Source organism: Bradyrhizobium sp. SHOUNA76, from assembly GCF_023006445.1.
Classification (GTDB): domain Bacteria; phylum Pseudomonadota; class Alphaproteobacteria; order Rhizobiales; family Xanthobacteraceae; genus Bradyrhizobium.
On sequence record NZ_JALBHA010000555.1, the window covers coordinates 1 to 3,947 of the forward strand.

At 63.5% G+C, this 3,947-nt stretch carries 3 protein-coding genes; 2 read left to right on the forward strand and 1 reads right to left on the reverse strand.

Annotated elements, in window-relative coordinates:
- Nucleotides 1–127: 127 nt before the first annotated feature.
- Nucleotides 128–1,573, reverse strand: a complete 1,446-nt coding sequence (locus MOV74_RS33125) for a short-chain fatty acyl-CoA regulator family protein (protein WP_246931203.1) — start codon at nucleotides 1,571–1,573, stop codon at nucleotides 128–130.
- Between the two features lie 227 nt (nucleotides 1,574–1,800).
- On the opposite strand from MOV74_RS33125, the gene MOV74_RS33130 reads away from it, so the two are divergent.
- A complete protein-coding gene (locus tag MOV74_RS33130) occupies nucleotides 1,801–3,435 on the forward strand; it encodes an isocitrate lyase (RefSeq protein WP_246931204.1) in 1,635 nt (544 codons plus the stop codon).
- A 30-nt stretch (nucleotides 3,436–3,465) separates the two neighbouring features.
- A complete protein-coding gene (locus tag MOV74_RS33135) occupies nucleotides 3,466–3,675 on the forward strand; it encodes a hypothetical protein (RefSeq protein WP_246931205.1) in 210 nt (69 codons plus the stop codon).
- The last annotated feature ends 272 nt before the right edge of the window (nucleotides 3,676–3,947 follow it).

Below are 3,947 nucleotides of genomic sequence, written 5' to 3' on the forward strand. Positions count from 1 at the left end.
GCCTCTTTGGCGGTGCGCTGCAGAGCCGGGGCCCACGTGGTGCGGTATGCGTGGCTCGCTGGGTCCCGGCTCTGCGCAGCAGCGCAAGAGCGCCGCAGCGCGTCCGGGACACGAGAGCTGAATATCCTCACAACTCCCGCGCATTCGAGAACGCGAAACTCGACATCCGCCGTGTCGTCTCGTCCAGGATCAGCGTGCGCGTGATCGGCGGCTCGGCGCGCTGGGCACAGTTTTCGCGCTCGCACAGGCGGCAATTGACGCCGATCGGCGTGCCCTCGGTTTTCTCGAGGTCCATGCCGGCGGCATAGGTCAGGCGCGCGGCGTGACGGATCTCGCAGCCGAGGCCGATGGCGAAGCGCGGTTGCGGCAGCGGGTGCGGCGCGACGGGGCGGCGCACCATCTGCGCGATCGAGAAATAACGCGTGCCGTCGGACAGCTCGATCACCTGCTTGAGCAGGCGATCCGGCGTGTCGAAGGTCGAGTGCACGTTCCACAGCGGACAGGTGCCGCCGAACTTCGAGAACGGGAAGGTGCCGGAGGAGAAGCGCTTGGAGACGTTGCCGGCATTGTCGACGCGCAAGAGGAAGAACGGAATGCCGCGCGCGTTCGGCCGCTGCAGGGTGGTGAGGCGGTGGCAGACCTGCTCGAAGCCGGAATTGAAGCGCTGCGCCAGCACGTGGATGTCGTAATTCAGGGCTTCGGCCGCGGCCAGGAACGCCGGGTAGGGCATCATCACGGCAGCAGCGAAATAGTTGCCGAGCGTGATGCGGAACAGACGGCGCGGAGCATCGTCGAGCGGGCCGGCGCGGCCGATGATGGTTTCCAGGGCTTGCGCGCATTCACCCAAGCCAAGCTGGAAGGCAAGCTGGAAGGCGCGGCCGGGCGGATCGACCAGCTCGGAGATCAGCAGCTGGCGGCGATGACGATCGAACCGCCGGAGCGTCTCACGCATCACGTCGACAGGCATGACGCGGGTCTGGATCGAATGCTTTTCGCGCAGCCGCGCCGCGAGCGCTGCATAGAGCCCCTCGGCCGGGACGTTCAACTCGTCGCGAAGAGTCTCCGCGGCCTGCTCGAGCTCCGGAAAGTAGTTGCGGTTGGCCTCGATCAGCTCGCGCACGCGCTCGACCGGATTGGCCTCATAGCGGGTGCCGACGTCGCGGTCGGCCATCTGGGCGGCGGCGAGCGTCTCGCCCTGCCGGGCCTCGGTATAGGCGGCGTAGAGCCGCTGCAGCGCATGGGTGACGCCGGGGCAGAGCTCGGCGAGGTCGCGCAGCTCCTGCTTGGGAACGTCGATCTGGCGGAACAGCGGATCGGAGAAGATCTCGTTGAGCTCGGCAAAGAAGCGGTCCTCGTCGGCGGTGGCGAGGTCGCGCAAATCGAGGTCGTAGGTCTCGGCCAGCCGCAGCAGGATCTGCGCCGTCACCGGACGCTGGTTGCGCTCGATCAGGTTGACGTAGCTCGGCGAGATCCCGAGCCCCTCGGCGATCTGGGTCTGCGACAGCCCCAATTGCTGCCGGATCCGCCGGAACCGGGGGCCGACGAAGAGTTTCTTGCCGGTATTGGCGGGCATTTCTCAGGGTCTCCGTGCGCATCAAAGGACAGTTTTGCTGACCTATAATTTTTACAAACTTTACAAAATAACATGTAGTACATGTTCTGATGTTACATGACATCACCAATAAGAAACAAGACGTCTATACGAAGTTTCTGTTTTGGCGTTTAGCTCCTGACACGCATCTCGCAATGCACTGTCAAGAATGTCGATGGCTAGCCATCGTCAGCAAGAGGATCAGGCACATGAACTACCAGCCGCGCGGCATCAGCACCTTCCAGGGCCCGGGTTCGTATCAGGACGAGGTCAAGGCGGCCCAGGCGCTGCTCGAGACCCAGCCAACTTGGAACGGCGTGTCGGCCGAGGCCGTCGCGCGCATGCGCCTCCAGAACCGCTTCAAGACCGGTCTCGACGTCGCCCGCTACACCGCGGCGCTGATGCGGGCCGACATGGCCGCCTATGACAACGACCCGACCAAGTACACCCAGTCGCTGGGCTGCTGGCACGGCTTCATCGCCCAGCAGAAGCTGATCTCGGTCAAGAAGCACTTCGGCGGCAAGACCGATCGCACCTATCTGTACCTCTCGGGCTGGATGATCGCGGCGCTGCGCTCCGATTTCGGCCCGTTGCCCGACCAGTCGATGCACGAGAAGACCTCGGTGCCGGCGCTGATCGAGGAACTCTACACCTTCCTGCGTCAGGCGGACTCGCGTGAACTCAACGACATCTTCCGTCTCCTCGACAAGGCGCGCAAGGAAGGCGACAAGACCCGTGAGAAGGAGCTGATCGCGAAGATCGACAACTTCCAGACCCACGTCGTGCCCGTCATCGCCGACATCGACGCCGGCTTCGGCAACGCCGAGGCAACCTATCTGCTTGCCAAGAAGATGATCGAAGCTGGCGCCTGCGCGCTCCAGATCGAGAACCAGGTCTCCGACGAGAAGCAGTGCGGTCACCAGGACGGCAAGGTCACCGTGCCGCACGAGGTGTTCATCGCGAAGATCCGCGCCTGCCGCCACGCCTTCCTCGAGCTCGGCGTCGAAGACGGCGTTATCGTGACCCGCACCGACTCGCTCGGCGCCGGCCTGACGCAGCAGATCGCCGTCAGCCACAAGCCCGGTGATATCGGCGACCAGTACAACAGCTTCCTCGATTGCGAGGAAGTGACGGCGGAGAACGCCCGCAATGGCGACGTCATCATCAACCGCAACGGCAAGATGATGCGGCCGAAGCGGCTGCCCTCCAACCTCTACCAGTTCCGTCCTGGTACTGGCGAAGACCGCTGCGTGCTCGACAGCATCACCTCGCTGCAGAACGGCGCCGACCTGCTCTGGATCGAGACCGAGAAGCCGCATATCGAGCAGATCGCCAAGATGGTCGATCGGATCCGCAAGGTCGTCCCGAATGCGAAGCTGGCCTACAACAATTCGCCGTCCTTCAATTGGACGCTGAACTTCCGTTGGCAGGTCTACGACGCGATGAAGGAAGCCGGCAAGGACGTCAGCAAGTACAACCGTGCCGAGCTGATGAAGCCGGAATACGACGATACGCCGCTGGCGCAGGAAGCCGACGAGCGCATCCGCACCTTCCAGGCGGATTCGGCCAAGCGCGCCGGCATCTTCCACCACCTGATCACGTTGCCGACTTATCACACGGCGGCGCTCTCGACCGACAATCTGGCGAAGGAATATTTCGGCGAGCAGGGCATGCTCGGCTACGTCAAGAACGTGCAGCGCGCCGAGATCCGTCAGGGTATCGCCTGCGCCAAGCATCAGAACATGGCCGGCTCCGATATCGGTGACGACCACAAGGAGTACTTCGCGGGCGAGGCTGCCCTGAAGGCGGGCGGCGCCCACAACACGATGAACCAGTTCGGCTAACGCAGCACGCACCGAAACAGGAGACTGACAATGACCAAAGGCAGCAATTTCTGGGTGATCGGCGGCGAGTTCGGTTCGATGAACTTCCACAAGCTGGTGGAAGGCTCGGCCCAGGTGCAGGGTCCGTTCAAGACCCGCAAGGAGGCTGAGGATGCCTGGCGCATGGTCTCGGAAGAGAACCGCCACAAGGCCGGCGTCCGCTTCTCGATCGTGGAAGAGCCGTCGCGCGTCTCGGCCTGACGCCCTGAATTAAGAAGACGTCCAAGGACGGATGGTCCCATCCAGGCTCTGCCTGGGTGGGATCGTCTGTTTTTGGCACAGGTGAAACGGCTGTGGGCGCCGTAAGTATCTGGAATTGTGGGCCTTTGCGGAGGATGTGGTTGCTGATAGGTTAATGGCGGATAGTCGAGGACGAGGCCGACAATGTCAGAGCCCGAAACCAGCGGGACCCATCCCGGCCAGCCGCGCCCGGTGCGGCTGCGCGATGCGCTGCTGCGCGCGCGGATCGAGGC